The organism is Thalassomonas sp. RHCl1 (assembly GCF_947387555.1).
Classification (GTDB): domain Bacteria; phylum Pseudomonadota; class Gammaproteobacteria; order Enterobacterales; family Alteromonadaceae; genus Thalassomonas.
Genome location: NZ_CANDNZ010000011.1, coordinates 38,377 through 55,728 on the forward strand (window position 1 = coordinate 38,377; position 17,352 = coordinate 55,728).

General features: G+C 50.8%; 14 protein-coding genes. 3 read left to right on the forward strand and 11 right to left on the reverse strand.

The window, feature by feature from the left end:
- Positions 1-23: 23 nt before the first annotated feature.
- The 7 genes from QL234_RS24215 to QL234_RS24245 all read right to left on the reverse strand — a co-directional run bounded on the left by QL234_RS24215 (position 24) and on the right by QL234_RS24245 (position 6,396).
- Positions 24-1,244: a beta-ketoacyl-[acyl-carrier-protein] synthase family protein gene (locus tag QL234_RS24215; protein WP_281560332.1), complete on the reverse strand. Its 1,221-nt coding sequence runs from the start codon at positions 1,242-1,244 to the stop codon at positions 24-26.
- Positions 1,244-1,504 (reverse strand): acyl carrier protein, encoded by a 261-nt coding sequence (locus QL234_RS24220; protein ID WP_281560333.1) that lies wholly within the window; start codon positions 1,502-1,504, stop codon positions 1,244-1,246. The genes QL234_RS24215 and QL234_RS24220 overlap by 1 nt, the downstream gene beginning before the upstream one ends.
- Positions 1,497-3,077 carry an apolipoprotein N-acyltransferase gene (lnt, locus tag QL234_RS24225; RefSeq protein WP_281560334.1) on the reverse strand — a complete coding sequence of 527 codons (1,581 nt, stop codon included), beginning with the start codon at positions 3,075-3,077 and terminating at the stop codon, positions 1,497-1,499. The genes QL234_RS24220 and lnt overlap by 8 nt, the downstream gene beginning before the upstream one ends.
- Positions 3,074-3,259: a hypothetical protein gene (locus QL234_RS24230; protein ID WP_281560335.1), complete on the reverse strand. Its 186-nt coding sequence runs from the start codon at positions 3,257-3,259 to the stop codon at positions 3,074-3,076. The genes lnt and QL234_RS24230 overlap by 4 nt, the downstream gene beginning before the upstream one ends.
- 1 nt (position 3,260) lies before the next feature.
- Positions 3,261-3,794 carry a hypothetical protein gene (locus QL234_RS24235; protein WP_281560336.1) on the reverse strand — a complete coding sequence of 178 codons (534 nt, stop codon included), beginning with the start codon at positions 3,792-3,794 and terminating at the stop codon, positions 3,261-3,263.
- Positions 3,794-5,227: a hypothetical protein gene (locus QL234_RS24240; RefSeq protein WP_281560337.1), complete on the reverse strand. Its 1,434-nt coding sequence runs from the start codon at positions 5,225-5,227 to the stop codon at positions 3,794-3,796. Before QL234_RS24240 ends, QL234_RS24235 begins: the two co-directional genes overlap by 1 nt.
- 62 nt (positions 5,228-5,289) lie before the next feature.
- On the reverse strand, positions 5,290-6,396 hold the full coding sequence (locus QL234_RS24245) for a hypothetical protein (protein ID WP_281560338.1): 1,107 nt from the start codon (positions 6,394-6,396) through the stop codon (positions 5,290-5,292).
- Positions 6,397-6,637: 241 nt separating this feature from the next.
- Here QL234_RS24245 and oxyR point away from each other — a divergent pair, with 241 nt between their 5' ends.
- Positions 6,638-7,558, forward strand: coding sequence for a DNA-binding transcriptional regulator OxyR (gene oxyR, locus QL234_RS24250; RefSeq protein ID WP_281560339.1), 921 nt, complete (start codon positions 6,638-6,640; stop codon positions 7,556-7,558).
- Here the strand turns inward: oxyR and ahpF are convergent.
- A complete protein-coding gene (gene ahpF, locus QL234_RS24255; RefSeq protein ID WP_281560340.1) occupies positions 7,555-9,153 on the reverse strand; it encodes an alkyl hydroperoxide reductase subunit F in 1,599 nt (532 codons plus the stop codon). The genes oxyR and ahpF overlap by 4 nt on opposite strands.
- Positions 9,154-9,267: 114 nt before the next feature.
- On the reverse strand, positions 9,268-9,837 hold the full coding sequence (gene ahpC, locus QL234_RS24260) for an alkyl hydroperoxide reductase subunit C (RefSeq protein WP_281560341.1): 570 nt from the start codon (positions 9,835-9,837) through the stop codon (positions 9,268-9,270).
- A gap of 281 nt (positions 9,838-10,118) precedes the next feature.
- Here ahpC and QL234_RS24265 point away from each other — a divergent pair, with 281 nt between their 5' ends.
- On the forward strand, positions 10,119-14,444 hold the full coding sequence (locus QL234_RS24265; RefSeq protein WP_281560342.1) for a putative Ig domain-containing protein: 4,326 nt from the start codon (positions 10,119-10,121) through the stop codon (positions 14,442-14,444).
- Positions 14,445-14,464: 20 nt separating this feature from the next.
- Here QL234_RS24265 and QL234_RS24270 read toward each other — a convergent pair whose 3' ends face one another.
- Both QL234_RS24270 and QL234_RS24275 read right to left on the reverse strand, forming a co-directional pair.
- Positions 14,465-15,097: an FMN-binding negative transcriptional regulator gene (locus tag QL234_RS24270; RefSeq protein ID WP_281560343.1), complete on the reverse strand. Its 633-nt coding sequence runs from the start codon at positions 15,095-15,097 to the stop codon at positions 14,465-14,467.
- A complete protein-coding gene (locus tag QL234_RS24275; RefSeq protein WP_281560344.1) occupies positions 15,090-15,725 on the reverse strand; it encodes a GNAT family N-acetyltransferase in 636 nt (211 codons plus the stop codon). Before QL234_RS24275 ends, QL234_RS24270 begins: the two co-directional genes overlap by 8 nt.
- A gap of 101 nt (positions 15,726-15,826) precedes the next feature.
- Here QL234_RS24275 and QL234_RS24280 point away from each other — a divergent pair, with 101 nt between their 5' ends.
- Positions 15,827-17,278 (forward strand): PLP-dependent aminotransferase family protein, encoded by a 1,452-nt coding sequence (locus QL234_RS24280; RefSeq protein WP_281560345.1) that lies wholly within the window; start codon positions 15,827-15,829, stop codon positions 17,276-17,278.
- The last annotated feature ends 74 nt before the right edge of the window (positions 17,279-17,352 follow it).

The following is a 17,352-nucleotide window of genomic DNA, read 5'->3' on the forward strand; positions in this document are numbered from 1 at the left end:
ACAATTCTCTTCATTCAGCTCGCTCAAGGAAAACGTTTAAAAATCAGCGAAGTATTTAATCCGCCAAAAGCGAAGGAGTTGCTCATCACCTGGTCTATTTCCGCCTGGCAACTGACATTAGCGACATAATCGAGATCGCATTCACTGTCTGGCGCCAGATAGTTTTTCGTTGCGGGGATCCTTTGTTGCTGTAACGCCAATATCGCGGCTATGCTTTCCAGCGCACCACCGGCCCCGAGCACGTGACCGTGCACCGACTTGGTGGAGGATACCTTTAATGATCCCGCATGCCCGCCGAAAACATTATGTATCGCCCGGGTTTCAACCCTGTCATTCTGCACTGTGCCCGAGCCGTGGGCATTAATATATTGGATATCTTCACCCTTAATGCCGGCATCCGTCAACGCCGCCTGCATGGCCATTTCCGCCCCTTCCGACAGAGGCTGCACGATATTGTGGGCATCGGAACTCATACCTATGCCGGTAAGTTCCGCATAAATCGTCGCTTTTCTGGCAAGGGCATGGTCGAGTGTTTCCAACACTAAGGTCGCCCCGCCTTCCCCTATCACCAGGCCGCTGCGCTTGGCTGAAAACGGTCGGCAACTGTCCGGCGACAATACCCGCAAGCCTTCCCAGGCCTGAAAATTTCCTTTGGTGATACAGGCTTCCGCCCCGCCGGCAATTGCCACTTCCGCCATATTTGAGCGTAACATCAACACCGCCATGGCGATGGCATGCCCGGAAGAGGCGCAGGCAGAGGCGGTAGCAAATGCCGGTCCTTTAATACCGTATTTCATCGAAATAAAACTGCCGGCAGCGCTGGGCAATAGTTTAGGTACGGTATAGGGATGAGGCCTTTTCTGGCCTTCCTGGTAAAATTGCCGATAGGCGTTTTCTATGGTTTCCTGCCCGCCGATACTGGTACCGTGGACGACGCAGGTGCGTTTGCTTAAGTTTTCATCAAATGCCAATCCGGCGTCTTTAATGGCTTCATCCGCCGATAACAGGGCAAACTGGCTAAACCTGTCGTATTGTTTGAGCTCGGCGACAGAAAAAAAATCCCCGGGCGCATAGTTTTTCACCTCGGCGGCAATTTGCGTCATATGCTTGTCGGGGGTAAACAAAGAAATAGGCAAAATGGTCTTGCTTGGCCCGTCGCTGAAAATACTGTGATTAAATTCACCAACATTTTTTCCGGCCCCGGAAATGCAGCCCAGGCCGGTCACCACTATCCTGGCGGCCATCAGCTTTGCCGCTCCTGATATAGGCAAGTAACCAGATGCAGCAAGTCCGCCAGGGAATCAAGGGAAAACCCCCGCTGTTCCAGCTCGGCTTCATGGGGGATCTTAATATCAAACTGCTCTTCAATATCAAAAATAATCTCCACCAGGGACAGGGAATCAATGCCGATATCCGCCAGGTTTTCATCCCCGGACAGGGACTTTAGCTCTGCAGTTGTGTATTCGCTTAAGATGGTCTCCAGCTCTTGTTTAATTTCACACATTCTTTTTTCTCATTCCCGTTATCAGGGCATAACCCAAAAACAACAAACAAATATATTTAACAACATCCGGGTTGGCCTGGTAGAAGCTGCCGATGTCAGCGACTTTAACCTCTGCCACAGAAAAACCGGCTTGATAAGGTATTATTTGTGACTCGGGTATTACCTTCCCCCCGGGATCAATAATCGCCGTGATACCGGTATTGGTAGCGCGCACTAAAGGCAGACGATATTCCACCGCCCGAAACAGCGACAGGGCAAGATGCACCTTACCCCCCGGACTTTGGCCAAACCAGGCATCATTTACGGTATTGACCAGTAGGTTACCGCCAAGCCCGACCCCGGCACCGACAAAATCACTAAACACCGCCTCGTAACAAATCAAGGGCAGGATATTAATCATTCCCTGATTCAAAGCCAGCGGCAACAGCTGAAACTCCTGCCCGGATTGATAGTTAGCGGCGCCGGGAAACCAGGCACGTAAAAACGGCAACTCTTGTTCAAAGGGTAAGTATTCCCCCAAAGGTAACAACTTCTGTTTAAAATACTGGTGACTGACCTGCTGTCCGCTGACAAGTTCCATGGTATTAAAATACCCGGGCGCGCTTGCCGTGCTGTTTTCAAGCCCCTGGATCGCCGTCAGCAGCAAATTGCCCTCGCCGTTCACCTCATCAAAAAACCTTTGATCTTCAATATAATTTTTATAAGAAAGCGGTACCGGCAGTTCGGGGATCACCATAAGATCTATTGGCGCTTGCTTTGCCGCCTCCCGCATCAAGACCCGCATCCCCTCCCGATTCTGTAACCAGGCCTCGCGCGTACGCAGGGTAATATCAAGATTGGGCTGTATCATGGCCAAGGTCAAACTGGTATTCGCCCGGGAAAGCTGATCGGCAACCTTCCCGGACTTGATCATGCCATAACCCAGGTTAGCCAGGAAAATCGCCGCCGCCAATATCAGGCAGCCGAGACTTTTTCGCCTTTGACTGCGCCACAGCAACAACCCGGCAGCCAGTAAAAAATTAACACAATGCACGACAAAAAAGACCAGGGGCACACCGCCGATATCCGCCAGCTGAATCTGCAACGGCGTTAAATATAAGGCATGGGCAAGATTACCCGGCAGCAGTTGCGGTACAAAATTGACTAACACCGTCAGTGCCAGCGCAGACTTGATGGCTCCGGAAATGGAACGTCCCCAGCGGCAGCGGCTATGGAGCCAGGTCACCAGGGCATAGGGCAACGCCGAGTACAGGCAATAGATAAAAATCACCGGCACCACCAGGTTCGCCGGAATAGCGCTTATCCTGGCGATCCCCTCTACCGCCCACCAGATACTCACCATCCAGCCAAGGGTGGCGGCAAGCAATCCCAACATAAAGGCATATCTTTTGTGACTTTTATCCAGGGCAATAATGACCGGGATAATGGCAAACCAGGCAAGCACAGCTATGCCGCCGCCAGGAAACGCCAGATAAAATAACAGCACGGTAGATAACAGCAACAGCAAGTCAAACAGCTGTTTTTTTCTGACGGGAAATGCCGCGACCGGGGCGTGCCCGGCAACAGGGATCATTTTTTCGTTTTTTTCAGGTACCAGGCCATGCCAAGTACCAGCAACAGATATAAAAGCGGATGTAAAACCGGCACACTGGCACCTTCGGCAACACCACCACCTCCCCCGCCACCTCCGGCATGAACGCCGGCAGATAAGCATAACAGGGGCAAAAACATGAAAATCAGTTTACGGCCAAACAAGTTAAAGTTCCTTTTTTTGAAAAGCTTTGTCTAAAAAAAAGAAAACACTGATAGCAGTTAAAAAATTTATCACTTGCCAGAAATACAAATGATAAAACTCAAACTGGTTGACCACCTTTCCTATTTCATAATACAAATGCATAATTCTAAAAGCATTTTCCAGCTGTATTATAACCATGGCAATTAACGCCATCATTATTTTTTTCTGCCACCTATGCGACAGTGAAAAAATCCCCGCCCAAACCGTTGCCACCAGCGCCAATGCCGTGCATTGCTGATCAACCACCACATAAGCCCCGCTGCCCTCATGGCTCAACCGGTTAGCAGCAATGACAATGTCACCAAAAAACAAACGGTAAATTTCACCGGCACATGTAGCAATAGCCTGCTCAATAGCGGCGGCGATCACCGGCAGCTGGCCGGCCTGCCAAACCAAGAGTTGCAATATCAGCACCCAGGCTAAAAAGCGCGGGAAAAAGTAAGACAGGATAAGGCTATTAACCGCTACGTTATCCTCACGACAATATGGCGACATCAATATAACTTCATTTGCGCTTGATACAATGCCGGTTCACCGTCGAGTTCGCTAAACAATAAACTCAGGGTATAGTTATCCGCCGTGATCTCAACTTCATCCCCCAACTCAAAAGCATCATCGGGGAAATATGCCCTGAGTTGCTCAAGCCTTGCCCCCTGTTTAAAACTGCCAAAATGCCAAGGTTTTACCTTGTTTTTCGGGAACTTGTCTGACAAAAATGCTTGTTCGATAAACGCAACCGAGGTTAATTCCAGATCTTTTATCGTCACCAGCAAATGATGGTTATAAATATTCAAACGTGAGTCTACCGACAGGATAATACTGCCTGCAGGTTCCCCCAAGCGGGCACTGAGCCATTGCCAGCGGTCCTCTTGTTCTGGCTCCTGCTTCAGTTGCTTATAAATATCGGCGATAGCCTGGTATTGTCCTTGCTGCTGTTCAAACAGGCTCAGCGCCTGTGCCTGATAGCCATTTTCCTGTAAAGAAAAACCTTTCAAGGTATAACTTTTTGCTGATGTCTGGCTATTCTTATTGCTAAGAAAATCTAAGATCAGGGTATTGTTTGCCCCCCGGATGATCAACTGATTTTTTTTATCCAAAGACCCGCTAATATTCAAGCTCGCTTTAACCTGTTGTAACGGGGCCTTATAACCGAGCTTATCCGCTAATTTCCAGGCAAAATCGTCGAAAAAATCCCGCAAGGGTATTTCATTCAGGACCTCGGCGGATAACAACGGTGAATCTGTTTGCACCTTAACCAGGCGCCCCGATTGAAAGTGCAGCCAATGACGCCGGCCGTAGCCGAGCACGACTTCATCCTGGTGCGCCCTTAACTCCACACTCGGGTCGCCAAAAAGCTCCCGCACCTGCTGATAACTGCTGCCAATATTGATGCCGTAAATCCCGGACAGGGACAGGCCGTTGTTCAGGACTTTTGGATGATGGAGGCGTTTTTGAGCAAAAGAAAATTGCATGCTTTTCTTTTCCATCTTCACTGTCTGCGGTTTTGTGCTTAGCCTTCTTTTTCCCTCACCGTCAATCTTTGTCGGTGTTAATGCACCGCGGCCTTTGGACTCACAGTTGCGAATCAACTCGGCCTTAATGGCAACAGAAAACGGAAACTGCTTACGCCCGTGATTAACGGCTTTATGGCCGGCCTGCTGTAGTTTTTTATCCGTCAGGATCAGGGCATCGGCGCCAACTTCCAGAGCTTCACGCCGCAGTCTTTTTAATATCCAATCCAGGGTTTCTTGCGAGTGTTGTTGGCGCGTTTGCTTTTTGGCGCTGAAAGTTTTCACGATTTGATAAGCACAATCCGGGTAGTATTCCAGAATAGGCGGCAGATTTTCTGTTTCTTGGGCGGACAAAGTCGCCATCGGCAGCAAAAAAACCAACATCAGGGTGAATTGCCGGGAAAAAACCTTTTTCATGATATTTCCTTATTATTATTTTATTTAAATATCGCTTCAGCCTTAAACAGCTAATCAGGACTTCAGCCCGGGCTGCCTAAGTATAAAAGTGTCTTATCTTGGGTAAGTTTGTCAACAAGTTCACTGATCTTCGGGTATTCATGATTAAAACTCGTGATATCAGCAAAGCCGCCTCCCCATTCGGGCACCTGCTGTTTGTTATTGGCAATTAACGCTTTAAGCTGCCGGCTTCGCTTGTCGGCAAGTTGCGGATAACGGGAAAAAGGCTGCTGCTGTTGGAGTACCTGCTCAGCCAGGACCTGCCAGCGCTGATACCAGGGAGCGTGTATATCCCTTTTGCTGAGTGACAAGGCCAGAGAAACATTCTCCAGCAGCTCGCCATAAGGCCGGTACTTTTGTTGCGCTTTGAAAAAAGCAGGATACAAGGTCTTTTGCGCCACCTCATCACGTACATAGGACAATAGCGAAGTACTTTCCCCGGTTAACAACACATTCAGCTCCAGCAATATCAAAGCATTGCGGTAACGTACCTCTCCCACCAGGTAATCTCTTGCTGCAGTGAGTGCCGCCAAGCGGTTATTGATACCGGTTAACAAGGCGGATATTTCCGGGTCTAATGCTTCAAGCTTATGCTCATGGATGAGCTTAATGGCATTTTCCAGCGCCAACATGCCTTGAGTTAATTGTCCCAGCAGGGTATTAAGTGCAAGCTGGTCCCAGTCTTCAACTCCCTGGTTCGCATAGCCCTGTAATTTTTCCGCCATGGATTCAGGCAATACCTGATAAGAGCGCTTGATTTCCTCCTGTATTCTCATCAGCGGTATCAGCTTTTTTCCACTGGCCACCAACAGCACTTTATTATTCTCGGTGGCTAACGCACGATAAGAGGCATGACTGGCTAGGTATGCCGCCCGGTAATTTCCCTGTGCCATAGAGACCTGTGCTTGCTGATATTGCTTTTGTGCCTCACTGGCAAGGAAAAATTGCTCCAGATATTGACCGGGCTCCAGCCTGGACAGTGTTTTTAATGCCAACACCAGGGGCTGCAACTGATTATCGGCCCGGGCTCGCTCATATACCTTGAGCGCTTGCTGATATTCGCTTGAACAGGAAAAAAGCAGGAAAGTGAACATGACGACGGTGATTTTTCCAACGCAACTCAAATTCATCTGACCTCCCACAATCAATAGCGATATTTACTTAAAAATAAATAAGTTAAAAAATTCAGAACAGCAAAATGCCAATACACCTCCACAAAAAATAACAACAAGTTAACATAAACACAATGCCAGCTATTTTTGAAAATACGAAAATCCCTGTAGTTAGAGGTCCGTCCTCTTGATTTGGCGCGGCAAAGCTTTATATTATTGAAAATACCACTTGAATATTAAAACAAAATAGCTGCCGCCTATGATTAAGCTCAGAGACCTGCAATACCTGGATGCGATTGATAATTTCCGCCACTTTGGTCGGGCGGCACAATCCTGTTTTGTCAGCCAGCCCACCCTGAGCGGCCAGATCATCAAACTGGAGCAACAGCTGGGCTTGCAGTTGGTCGAGCGGCAAACCCGCCAGGTGATGCTGACGCCGGCAGGTGAACAGCTGGTGTTGGAAGCACGCAAAGTACTCAGGGCCGCCAGCGCCTTTGAAGAATCCGCCCAGGCTTTGCTCGATCCTTTATCCGGCGATTTACACCTGGGACTGATCCCGACACTGGCGCCTTATGTGTTGCCCCATATCATGGCGGGACTCAATCACCGTCTGCCGAAAATCAATTTTTTCCTGCATGAAGATAAAACCCGGCATTTGCTCCAGGCCTTGGATGAAGGAAAACTGGATGTGCTGGTATTACCCTGGCTTGATGATATGGATAAATTCGAACGTTATGATCTGTTTGAAGAGCCGCTGGTATTGGCCTGCTCCCCCCAACATGTCCTCGCGGAGAAAAAATCCCTGGTATTGAACGATCTGAAAGACCAGCAAATCCTGACCCTGGAGGACGGCCATTGCCTGAGGGATCAGGCAATGGGTTACTGTTTTACCGCCGGCGCCAATGAAGATCACAGCTTTAAAGCCACCAGTTTGGAAACCCTGCGCCATATGGTCGCCAGCAATATGGGCATTACCCTGTTACCCCAGCTGGCAACCCTTAACCTGGTGCCGGGCAATGCCATACGTTATATCCCGTTTGCCGCACCGCCGCCGGTGCGGCTGATCTCTTTGCTGGTCCGGCCCGGCTATTCACGACTGGCCTGTATCCGGGAAGTGGTCAGCTCGATCAGGAACTCGGTTGGCGGCCTTTTTAACAAGCTTGAGGAAGACGCCGATTAAGCGGCATCTTCTGCTATGGTTACCGTTAATTCCGGCTGCGGTGCCCGCATCAGGTAATCAAAGGCTCCCAAAGCCGCGGTGGCGCCGCTGCCCATGGCAATAATAATTTGCTTATAGGCACTGTCGGTGACATCACCGGCAGCATAAATACCGGGTAAGTTGGTCTGGCCGCCACTGCCGGTTATGATTTCTCCGCGGTTATTCAGCGCCAGCTCCTCAGGCAAAAACTGACTGTTGGGCACTAGACCGATTTGCACAAAAATCCCCGCGACATCCAGCTGTTTTTCCGCACCGCTGCTACGGCAGGTATAATGTAAACCGCTGACTTTCTGCCCGTCGCCGGTTACTTGTGTGGTCTGGGCATTAAGGATAATGTCGATATTGCCCATAGAGCGTGCTTTTTGCTGCAGCACCTCATCCGCCCTGAGCTTGCTGTCAAATTCCAGTACCGTTACCCGGCTGACAATACCCGCCAGGTCAATAGCCGCTTCGATGCCGGAATTACCGCCGCCGATCACCGCCACCGCTTTGCCTTTAAATAAAGGGCCGTCACAATGGGGACAATAAGCCACCCCTTTACCTTTATATTCCTGCTCGCCGGGCACATTCATTTCGCGCCAGCGGGCGCCGGTAGCCAGCAATAAGGCTTTGGTTTGCAGCTTGGCACCGTTTTCCAGTTCGATGGTGATATTACCGCCGGGCTGATCAGCAGGTACCAGCTTGCTGGCTTTTTGGTTGTCCATGATATCAACTTCATAATCACGGACATGCTCTTCCAGGCTGGCCACCAGCTTGGGGCCCTGGGTAGCTTTGACAGAAATGAAGTTTTCTATCGCCATGGTATCCATCACCTGGCCGCCGAACCTGTCGGCCACTATGCCGGTTTTGATACCTTTGCGGGCGCCGTAAATGGCAGCAGAAGCCCCTGCCGGACCGCCGCCGACGACCAAAAGATCAAAAGCTTCTTTGTCGTTGATGGCTTGTGCCTGGCGCTCTCCTGCCTTGCTGTCCAGCTTATTTAAAATTTCTGTTAAGGTAATGCGACCCTGGGCAAACAGCTCACCGTTTAAATACACCGAAGGCACCGCCATAATGTTACGTTCGCTCACCTCAGCCGGAAACAGGGCGCCGTCGATCATCACATTGCTGATGGCGGGATTAATTGCCGCCATCATATTCAACGCCTGCACCACATCCGGGCAGTTCTGGCAGCTAAGGGAAACATAAGTTTCAAACTGATATTGCCCGGATAATTGACGAATTTGTTCGATCACCTCCGCTTCCAGTTTTATCGGATGGTCACCGCTGTGCAGCAATGCCAGCACCAGGGAGGTAAATTCGTGCCCCATGGGCACACCGGCAAACCGTATACTGGTTTGTTTTGCTTTGGAGCGTACCAATAAAGAAGGCGCTCTTTCCCCTTCATCCGCTAAAGTTATCACCTCAACCAAGGGAGACATGGCTGCGATTTCCTTAACCAGGGCATCAAGCTCTTTTGCTTTATCGCTGCTGTCGAGAAATACCGCCAGTTCAACCGGGGATTTCAGGTGTTGTAAATACGTTTGTAACTGCTGTTTAATTTGTGGATCTAACATCTGATGCTACCTGCTAAAAGATTGGCAATAACCTTGTCTGCCCCTTAGGCAATAAAAGGAATGAGGAAAGTGGCAAGCATGCCCCGATTGGGGCATGTTTAATCGGGACTGGCCTTAGATTTTACCAACTAAGTCTAATGAAGGAGCCAGGGTTTCTTCACCCGGCTGCCAGGCCGCCGGACAAACTTCACCGTCATGCTCGGCCACATATTGTGCCGCCTGGATTTTACGAACCAGCTCTTTGGCAGAACGGCCGATGCCTAAATCGTTAATTTCCGCAACCTTGATTTCACCTTCTGGGTTAATCACGAAAGTACCGCGCAGTGCCAGCCCTTCTTCTTCAATCATCACGTTAAAGTTACGTGAGATAGTGCCGGTCGGATCGCCAATCATAGGGAACTGGATTTTACCGATAGTATCGGACGTATCATGCCAGGCCTTGTGGGTGAAATGGGTATCAGTAGAAACCGAGTAAACTTCAACACCCATGGTTTTAAGCTGCTCGTAATGATCCGCCATATCGCCTAACTCGGTCGGACAAACGAAAGTAAAGTCCGCCGGGTAGAAAAATACCACAGACCACTTGCCTAACAGATCTGCTTCGCTGACATCGATGAAGTCACCGTTTTGAAAAGCCGTGGCTTTGAAAGGAAGAAGTTTAGTGTTGATAATTGATTGCGTCATGTGCTCTCTCCGTTAAGTTAAAAAGTAAAGCTAAAAATTGTCTTGTGCTAGTTCTGTTGTCTAGAAGCAGCTGTTCTGAAATCTGGGTTCATCATACGGGCAGGAGAAAAACAAAGATAATCGATAGTGTTTATGATATTGATAGGTTTTACCTATCAAATAGCATAATCCTGGCCCCGCTTCCGGGCTTATCAATAATCATCAACTATAATTAACCGTAAGCTTTCTACTTAGGACGAGTGCCAGCACCAATAATTATTCATTAACAGCCGGACATCAAAATGCGTAACTTACACAGGTTATGGTCATTTTCACTTTTCCTCCTTTGCTTACTGTCAGGCCTGTGCCTGCTGCTTTTCTCCCCTTCGCTACAACCGCAACAGCAAACAGATATAACGTCCGCTCAACAAAACCAACAGCCGCTGCTGATATCTGCGCTAGAAGAGCGCAGGCTGAAAAAAAAGCTCATAGATAGCAAGCGCATCAGGGTGATCGCCCGGTTAAAACAGCAAAGTAATGGCAGTAGCGTCAAACAGAAACTCAGCCTGGATGCACAACAGCAAAAATTTGCCCGCTCCCTGAAAAGTCCAAACAGCCGCTATCTTGCTAAAACCAAAGTACTGCCGCTGGTGGTCATGGAAGTAGACGCCTCCGGCTTCAAAGAGCTATTGTCACATCCGCAGATCCTTTCGGTGGAAGAGGACCGTTTACTCAGCCCCTTGCTGAGTTCATCTTTGCCTCTAATTGGCGCGAATACCCTGCATAACGCAGATATTACCGGCAATAACCAAACCCTGGCGATTCTTGATACCGGCGTGGATGCCGATCATGAATTTTTATCCGGCAAGGTAGTGGCACAAGCCTGCTTTTCTTCCACTTATGCCCCACATTCCGCCACCTCGGTATGCCCCTTTACTGATATTTATGCCCCGGGATCGGCAGCCCCCTGCTCCCTCAGTAGTTGTGATCACGGTACCCATGTTGCCGGTATCGCCGCCGGCAACAGCAGCGGCAACGGTGCTCCCGGTAACGGGGTCGCGAAAGACGCCAATTTGATTGCGGTCCAGGTTTTCTCGCGCTTTGACGACTCAGGCATGTGCGGCTCGGCCAGCACCACCCCCTGCATTCTTGCCTACACCAGTGATATTATCGCCGGCCTGGAATATGTCTATTCCCAGCGAAACAACTTTACCATAGCTGCGGCTAACCTGAGCCTGGGGGGCGGCAGCTATAACCGTATGTTCACCTGTGATGCCGTCAACACCAGCACCAAAAACATTATTGATTTATTGCGCACCGCCGGTATTGCCACAGTGATCAGTGCCGGCAACGACGGCAACAACACCGCACTGAACAGCCCGGGATGTATCTCCAGCGCCATCAGCACAGGCTCAAGCACCGACAGCGACAACTTATCCGGTTTCAGCAATGCCGCTTCCTGGCTGCCGTTAGTCGCTCCGGGTTCGGGCATCATTTCTTCTGTGCCCGGCGGCTACCAAAACAAGAGCGGTACTTCGATGGCGGCGCCTCATGTCGCGGGGGCCTTCGCCCTGCTGGCACAGGCCCAGCCGACATCCACCATGGAACAGCGCCTGGCGGCCCTGACCTCAACCGGCGTCGACATCACCTTGCCCGGCTCGGGTTTTATCAAGCCCAGAATTAACCTCACCGATGCCGTCAACGCCTTACAGGCAAGTAATTTACCGCCGGTAGACCTGATACTGGATGATGATTATCACGGCGCCCCGCTCTCGGGTACGTTTTCCGGCGAACTTGCCACTTTGGCTTACGGCGGCTCGCAACGAAACTCAACCGGTACTGACAGCAGCTATCGTTTTACCCCGAAAATTCCCGTCTCCGGAGTCTACCGGCTTTCTGCCTGGTGGCAGGCAAAACCCGGGGCTAACCAGGCCAGTTTCCATATCAACCATGCCCTGGGACTCTCCACGGTGGAGCTGGATCAAAGTAGCGGGGGCGGCAACTGGTTTCCTATCGGCAACTATTCCTTTACTGCCGGCAACAGCCACAACATAGATCTGAGTGCCAGCTTATCTCCGCTTGTGCTTGATGCCCTGCGCCTGGAGCTGATCGATCCACCGCCATTAGCCATCAGTACCCAATTACTGCCGGATGCGATAACAGGAGAAGATTACCAACTAAGTCTGACGGCAACCGGGGGCCTGCCGCCATATAGCTGGAGTGCACTGGATCCCTTACCTGGCGGACTCAACCTGAGCCAGCAAGGATTGATCTCGGGCATACCCGAAACAAGCGGTAATTTCAGTTTTCAGGTTCAGGTCAGCGATCAAGTCTCCAGCATCAGTAAAAGCTTTGACCTGGTGATCAGCCAGGCGAATCAAGCGATAGAAATCATCATAGATAATAACGACAGCAATACCGCCAGTTCAGGTACCTGGCTGGTATCCGGCGGCCAAAATCCCTGGGGCAGCAATTCATTGTACAGCAACAGTAACAGCAGTTTTTCCTGGTTGGCAGATATCACTACCGGCGGCAGTTACCAGGTATACGCCTGGTGGACTTATTATTCCACCCGCTCAACCAATGTTCCCTATACCATAGCCCACGACGGCGGCAGCACCAGCGTAGAGGTCAACCAGAGAAATCAGGCGCTGGCTTCCCAGTGGGTATTGCTGGGCAGTTTTGATTTCAGCGCCGGCAGCAGCTACAGCATTTCGGTAGACAGCAGCAACGGCCAGGCCAATGCCGATGCCATTAAACTCGTCACCAATGCCGCCCCGCAAACTTTGACCATTACCCCTTTTACCCTGCCGACCGGCCAGGTGGGCAGTGATTATCATGCCGCTTTCTCTGCCAGCGGCGGCAATGCTCCCTATAGCTGGAACAGCACCAGTGCCTTGCCGTCCGGCTTAACCCTGGAAAGTTCTGGAGTCCTGACCGGGCTCCCGTTAGAATCGGGAAGCTGGCCCCTGACAATCCAGGTGCTGGATCAGCAGGCCAATAGCAGTCAGGCGGACTTTACCCTGGAGATAATGCCTGCGCCTTTGCTGGAGATCACCACAACTCAATTACCCGATGCCCTGACGGGCCAGCAATATAACGCACTCTTGTCCGGTAGCGGCGGCCTACCTCCCTATAGCTGGAGCCATAACGGCGACCTGCCTCCGGACTTGATATTAAGCGATAACGGCCAGATTTCGGGTGTGCCCTTACTCACAGGTTTATGGAATTTTGACATTATTGTCACCGACAATATCGGCCAGCAAAGCCAGCTTCCCCTGAGCATAACAGTCAATGAAGCCCAGGCAGCCACAGAAATCATTATCGACAACGGCGATAGCGGCACCAGCTTTACCGGCAACTGGCTCAATTCCAGCGGCGCCAATCCCTGGGGCACAGGCTCCCTGTACAACAACGCCGGCTCCAGCTACCGCTGGACACCGGATATCACACAGGCAAACAGTTATATGGTCTATGCCTGGTGGACTTATCATAGCAACCGTTCCGCCACCGTACCTTACAGCGTCAGCCATGATAACGGTGTGACGGTGATCACCACAGCGCAAAATAACAGCGCCCTGGCAGGACAATGGTATCTGTTGGGTGAATTTGATTTCTCCCCCGGCAACGATAACTATATCCAGGTATCGAGTGAAAATGGCCAGGCCTGTGCCGACGCCGTAAAACTGGTGCCGGTAGCCAATACTGAGCTGGCCATCACCAGTTTGCTTTTCCCCGAAGGCAATCCCGGACAAGAGTACCAGGCCAGTTTAACCGCCGCGGGAGGCCAGCCTCCGTATGTATGGAGCATCACCGGCGTACTGCCAAACGGCCTGACCTTTGACGATAGCGGCTTTATTTCCGGCATCCCGCAACTGGGCGGTACCTTCAACTTCACCCTGACCGTCACCGACCAGCTGGCGGCCCAGGTGTCGGCAGCATTAAGCATTACCATTTCTGAACCCGCCCCCCTGACCATAGACAACCAGAGCCTGAATGATGCCACCGTCAATGAAAGCTATCAGGTGCAATTAACGGCCAGCGGCGGTTACCCCCCTTACAGCTGGGGAGTGGCCGGCACCTTGCCCGATGGTTTAACCCTGAATAACAGCGGTTTAATATCCGGCATCCCGACCCAGGCCGGCAGCTGGAATTTCGACATCTTTGTCAGCGACCAGCAAACCGGAACAGATCAGCTCTCCCTTGGGCTAACCGTCTTGGAACAGGCCCCGGCGGAAATGATTATCGACAACCTGGACACCAATACCGGCCAAACCGGCAGCTGGACAACATCCAGCGGCCCCCAGCCCTGGCAGGGCAATTCGGTATACAGCAACAGTTCCGGCGTCTTTAGCTGGTATCCGCAAATAACTTCAAGCGGCAACTACCGGGTTTATGCCTGGTGGACCTACCATAGTAACCGCGCTGAAAATGTCCCCTATACCGTCTCTTATCAGGGAGGCAGTACCACAGTGGAGGTGAACCAACATGACAGCCAGTTGGGAGGGCAATGGAATTTACTGGGAGAATTTCCTTTCAACGCCGGCGACCCATATGCCATAGAAGTTTCCAGCAGCAATGGCCAGGCGAGCGCGGACGCGGTACGCCTGGTAAAAGTCAGCAATTAACAACAAGGTGCTTCAAAGGCTTAATATTCCTGCGGCGGCTGTGCTTGCCACAACGCCAGTTGTTCATTGCCTTGTTTTTGCATAAAACCGGCAATGGTGCTGTGATAATCGCTGGATTTTCTTTGCCCCAGTTTAAACCGCCCCCCGGTTGCACAAATATTCAGCCGGAACACACAAATAGCATTTAACATCTGTTGCAACTGCTTGGCAAATTCCGGCGCCATTATCTCTGCCATCGACCAGTCGGGATCAAAAAAGCGGCTCATCTCATTCACCAGATGAAGCTTGTCCTCCACATCCGTAAGCATCACCGGGGTGCAGACAAGCTCTAAGCTGGCATAATTCCAGGTCGGTACTTTTTGCTCCTGGTGCCACCGGGGAGAAATATATTGGTGGCCGCCGTCAAAAAGCGCCAATACCTGGCTTTGTCGGCTGATAGCCGCCGTTGCCGGGTTGTTTCTTGCCAGGTGGCCATAAAGGCATTGCTGCTGCTCATCCAGCAGTAAAGGCAGCTGAGTGATCACCGGCAACTCCCCCGTTTGCGGCGGTACAATCAAACGGGCGAAGGCATTGTTTTGCATCAGGACCAACTGATGGGGTTTTAGCAAGTTACCCCTATCCGCCAAAGTTTCATTCAGGCCATTGTTATTCATCGTAACTTCTCGCCATTTTTTCTTCCAAAGCCGCTTTACATGCCGGCCATTCCGCCTCAATCACACTGAACATGGCGCTGTTACGGTAAGAGCCGTCGGATAAAATCCGGTTATTACGTAATATGCCTTCAAATTTGGCGCCGATCCTGGCAATAGCAGTGCGGGACTGGTGGTTTTTTTCATGGGTTCTCAGCTCAACCCGGATCGCTCCCAACTGCTCAAAGGCATGACGCAACAATAAATATTTCGCCTGGGTATTGACATAAGAGCGCTGAAATTCAGGGTTAATAAAGGTAAAGCCTATCTCCACATTGCGGTCTTCCCGGCGGATAGAACAATACCGGGTAGAGCCGATAATAAGGGAGCTGCGATTATCAATAATCACAAAAGGCACATGATTGCCCAGGGTTTGCTGCTGCAGCGAATACTCTATCCAGCTGCGGGTCGTATCCACCGACAGACACTGGTTGGGCAGCACCCATTGCCACAATATCGGATCTTTACCCGCCTGATAAAAACCTTCAACATCTTCTAACGATAACGGCCTTAGGGTTACGTCTTCCCCTTGTAAACACACGGGGGCCGGTTCAAAAGATAAAGGGGCTAAACTTGCTTGGGCTGATGTCATTTTTACTTCCTGCTTGTTGTAAAGTGGTTTTATCTTGCCCCGGAAGCTGGTATAAAATAAATAACCAGTTTGATAATTCTTGCTATACCAGAAGATAAATAATGAAAGACTTAGTGCTCACCCTGAACCCGGAAATTAAACCCGCTTTTTTACGTATTGCCGCCGCAATCCGTGAAACCATCACCTCAGGACAAATACGGGCCAGTGAAGGCCTGCCGTCGGCAAGAAAGCTGGCTGAGCAGCTCAAAACCAATCGCCACACCATCATGGCCGCCTATCAGGAGTTGATTGCCCAAGGCTGGGTAAGCTCAAGGCAAAGACAAGGTTATCGGGTAGCGGCAGATTTACCGGTACAGGGCAGCCGAAAAGTTGCCGGCGCCGGGGATGTAGCAAACAAGACTTTTCACTGGCATATCAACAACACCCCGCAAGTGCCCACGGGCAGCATGAAAGCACTGGACTTTCACTATAACTTTGCCGGCGGTTTACCCGATATCGAAAACTTTCCCTTTCAGGAATTTAAATCCTATATGGGCGATAGCCTGACCCGACCCGATATCTTCGGCTTAGGTTACGGCAACAATAACGGCGACGACCTCTTTATTGAACAGGTCACCACCTACCTGAGAAGGGTACGCGGTATCACAGACAAAGAAATTATCGCCGTCAATGGCTCCCAGGAAGCCCTGTACCTGATCTCCCGGTTATTGCTTAAACCCGGCGACAAGGTTGCGGTAGAATCCCTGGGTTATCGCCCCGCCTGGAACGCCTTTAAAACCGCCGGAGCAGAGCTGCTTGCCATCAGGCAACATAAGACAGGTATCGATATCAAGCAGCTGGAGTCTTTGTTTAAGCAGCATCAGGTACGATTGATCTACCTGACCCCCCTGCACCAGTACCCAACGACGGTCACCTTGCCCATCACCGAGCGCCTGGCCATTTACCGCCTGGCGGCACAATATAATGTCGCCATCATAGAAGATGATTATGATCATGAATACCATTACCAGAGCCAGCCGCTAACCCCGATGGCGGCCAACGATCCTTTAGGTTTAGTGGTCTACCTGTCGACTTTTTCCAAAATCATGTTTCCCGGCGCCCGCATCGGTTTTATTGCCGTCGATAAATCCCTGGCGGCAGACTTTTTAAATTACCGCAGTATCGTCAACCACAAACCCAATGTACTGATGCAATCGGCCATTGGTCGCTGGATGGAAGACGGGGCTTTTGAGCGCCACCTCAGGCGCACCGGCAAAAAATATCAACAAAGACGGGATAACCTGGTAAAGCAATTAAAGCGCTACCGCCAGCAAGGCATAGCACTGGATTTTCATCAACCGGCAGGGGGCATGGCCCTGTGGCTGGATATCAAGCAAGGTGCCGCTGAAATTGAAGCCTACGCCAAAGCCCGTGACGTATTCCTGCTCGGGGAAAGCCACTTTCATTTATTGCCAAAAAATGATGAAAACCGTTATATCCGCCTCGGCTTTGCCGCCATGGATGAAGAAAAGCTTAACCAGGGACTGGAAAGGGTTTTTGGTTATTTTAGCTGACGGTTGCAGTCAAGACTCACCCGAGCCATTTCCAGGCAAACAATGCCAACAGCCAGCTTTACCTCAATTAGTCT

What these genes read in the sequence shown, in the direction of transcription:
- ahpF (WP_281560340.1), bottom strand. Translation starts at nt 9,153, where the DNA reads ATGTTAGATCCACAAATTAAACAGCAGTTACAAACGTATTTACAACAC.
- QL234_RS24265 (WP_281560342.1), top strand. Translation starts at nt 10,119, where the DNA reads ATGCGTAACTTACACAGGTTATGGTCATTTTCACTTTTCCTCCTTTGC.
- QL234_RS24240 (WP_281560337.1), bottom strand. Translation starts at nt 5,227, where the DNA reads ATGAAAAAGGTTTTTTCCCGGCAATTCACCCTGATGTTGGTTTTTTTG.
- ahpC (WP_281560341.1), bottom strand. Translation starts at nt 9,837, where the DNA reads ATGACGCAATCAATTATCAACACTAAACTTCTTCCTTTCAAAGCCACG.
- QL234_RS24270 (WP_281560343.1), bottom strand. Translation starts at nt 15,097, where the DNA reads ATGAATAACAATGGCCTGAATGAAACTTTGGCGGATAGGGGTAACTTG.
- QL234_RS24275 (WP_281560344.1), bottom strand. Translation starts at nt 15,725, where the DNA reads ATGACATCAGCCCAAGCAAGTTTAGCCCCTTTATCTTTTGAACCGGCC.
- QL234_RS24245 (WP_281560338.1), bottom strand. Translation starts at nt 6,396, where the DNA reads ATGAATTTGAGTTGCGTTGGAAAAATCACCGTCGTCATGTTCACTTTC.
- QL234_RS24215 (WP_281560332.1), bottom strand. Translation starts at nt 1,244, where the DNA reads ATGGCCGCCAGGATAGTGGTGACCGGCCTGGGCTGCATTTCCGGGGCC.
- oxyR (WP_281560339.1), top strand. Translation starts at nt 6,638, where the DNA reads ATGATTAAGCTCAGAGACCTGCAATACCTGGATGCGATTGATAATTTC.
- QL234_RS24220 (WP_281560333.1), bottom strand. Translation starts at nt 1,504, where the DNA reads ATGTGTGAAATTAAACAAGAGCTGGAGACCATCTTAAGCGAATACACA.
- QL234_RS24280 (WP_281560345.1), top strand. Translation starts at nt 15,827, where the DNA reads ATGAAAGACTTAGTGCTCACCCTGAACCCGGAAATTAAACCCGCTTTT.
- lnt (WP_281560334.1), bottom strand. Translation starts at nt 3,077, where the DNA reads ATGATCCCTGTTGCCGGGCACGCCCCGGTCGCGGCATTTCCCGTCAGA.
- QL234_RS24235 (WP_281560336.1), bottom strand. Translation starts at nt 3,794, where the DNA reads ATGTCGCCATATTGTCGTGAGGATAACGTAGCGGTTAATAGCCTTATC.